Below are 1,652 nucleotides of genomic sequence, written 5' to 3'. Positions count from 1 at the left end.
AAACCAGCTGCAAAACAAGCCATCGATGACGCATTGAAAGCAAAGAATGACGCGATTGATTCCAATAACGATTTAACGGCTGAAGAAAAAGCCAAAGCTAAGGAAGATGCGAAAGCCAAAGCCGACGCAGCGAAACAAGCGATCGACAACGCGACAACAAACGATGCAGTAACTCAAGCTAAAAACGCTGGGGCAACATCAGTAGATTCGGTGACTCCAACGCCGGTAGTCAAACCAGCTGCAAAACAAGCCATCGATGACGCATTGAAAGCAAAGAATGACGCGATTGATTCCAATAACGATTTAACAGACGAAGAAAAAACTGCGGCGAAAGCAGAAGCAAAAGCTAAAGCTGATGCAGCGAAGCAAGCAATCGATAATGCAACAACAAACGATGCAGTAACTCAAGCTAAAAACGCAGGAGTGACATCAGTAGATTCGGTAACTCCAACGCCAACAGCTAAACCGGCTGCAAAACAAGTCATCGATGACGCATTGAAAGCTAAGAATGATGCGATTGATGCCAATAACGATTTGACTGCTGAAGAGAAAGCCCAAGCTAAGGAAGACGCGAAAGCGAAAGCTGATGCAGCTAAGCAAGCAATCGATAATGCAACAACAAACGATGCAGTAACTCAAGCTAAAAACGCTGGGGTAGCAAGTGTAGCTTCAGTAAATCCAACAGCGCAAGCAAAACCAGCGGCTAAGCAAGCCATCGATGACGCATTGAAAGCTAAGAATGACGCGATTGATGCCAATAACGATTTGACTGCTGAAGAGAAAGCCCAAGCTAAGGAAGACGCGAAAGCGAAAGCTGATGCAGCTAAGACTGCAATCGATAATGCAACAACAAACGATGCAGTAACTCAAGCTAAAAACGCAGGAGTGACATCAGTAGATTCGGTAACTCCAACGCCAACAGCTAAACCGGCTGCAAAACAAGTCATCGATGACGCATTGAAAGCTAAGAATGATGCGATTGATGCCAATAACGATTTGACTGCTGAAGAGAAAGCCCAAGCTAAGGAAGACGCGAAAGCCAAAGCTGACGCAGCGAAGCAAGCAATCGACAACGCGACAACAAACGATGCGGTAGACCAAGCTAAGGCTAATGGAACAACAGAAGTAACCAATGTAACTCCAACGCCAGTAGCAAAACCAGCTGCTAAGAAAGCAGTAGAAGCCGCGTTAGCTGATAAGATTAAAGAAATCGAAGCAAATAACAACTTAACTGACGAAGAAAAAGCCTCAGCTAAGCAAGAAGCGCAAGACAAAGCGACTGCAGCGAAACAAGCAATCGATAATGCAACAACAAACGATGCAGTAACTCAAGCTAAAAACGCAGGAGTGACAAGTGTATCTTCAGTAAGTCCAACAGCGCAAGCTAAGCCAGCGGCTAAACAAGCAATCGACGATGCATTAAAAGCTAAGGAAGCAGCAATTGACGCAAACAACGACTTAACAGACGAAGAGAAAACTGCAGCGAAAGCTGATGCGAAAGCAAAAGCAGACGCAGCTAAGCAAGCCATCGACAACGCAACAACAAACGATGCAGTTGAGAAAGCTAAAAACGACGGAGTGACAAGTGTATCTTCAGTAAGTCCAACAGCGCAAGCTAAGCCAGCGGCTAAACAAGCAATCGACGATGCATT

General features: G+C 45.2%; 1 protein-coding gene. It reads left to right on the top strand.

The annotated features are described in order from the left end of the window. Window positions 1-1,652: DUF1542 domain-containing protein (locus tag OCF95_RS09730; RefSeq protein WP_261105330.1), on the top strand; the 1,652-nt coding region annotated here is incomplete at both ends.

It is taken from the genome of Streptococcus mitis, from assembly GCF_946188615.1.
In the GTDB taxonomy this organism is placed as follows: Bacteria; Bacillota; Bacilli; order Lactobacillales; family Streptococcaceae; genus Streptococcus; species Streptococcus mitis_BZ.
This window is presented reverse-complemented; position numbering and strand designations above follow the sequence as displayed.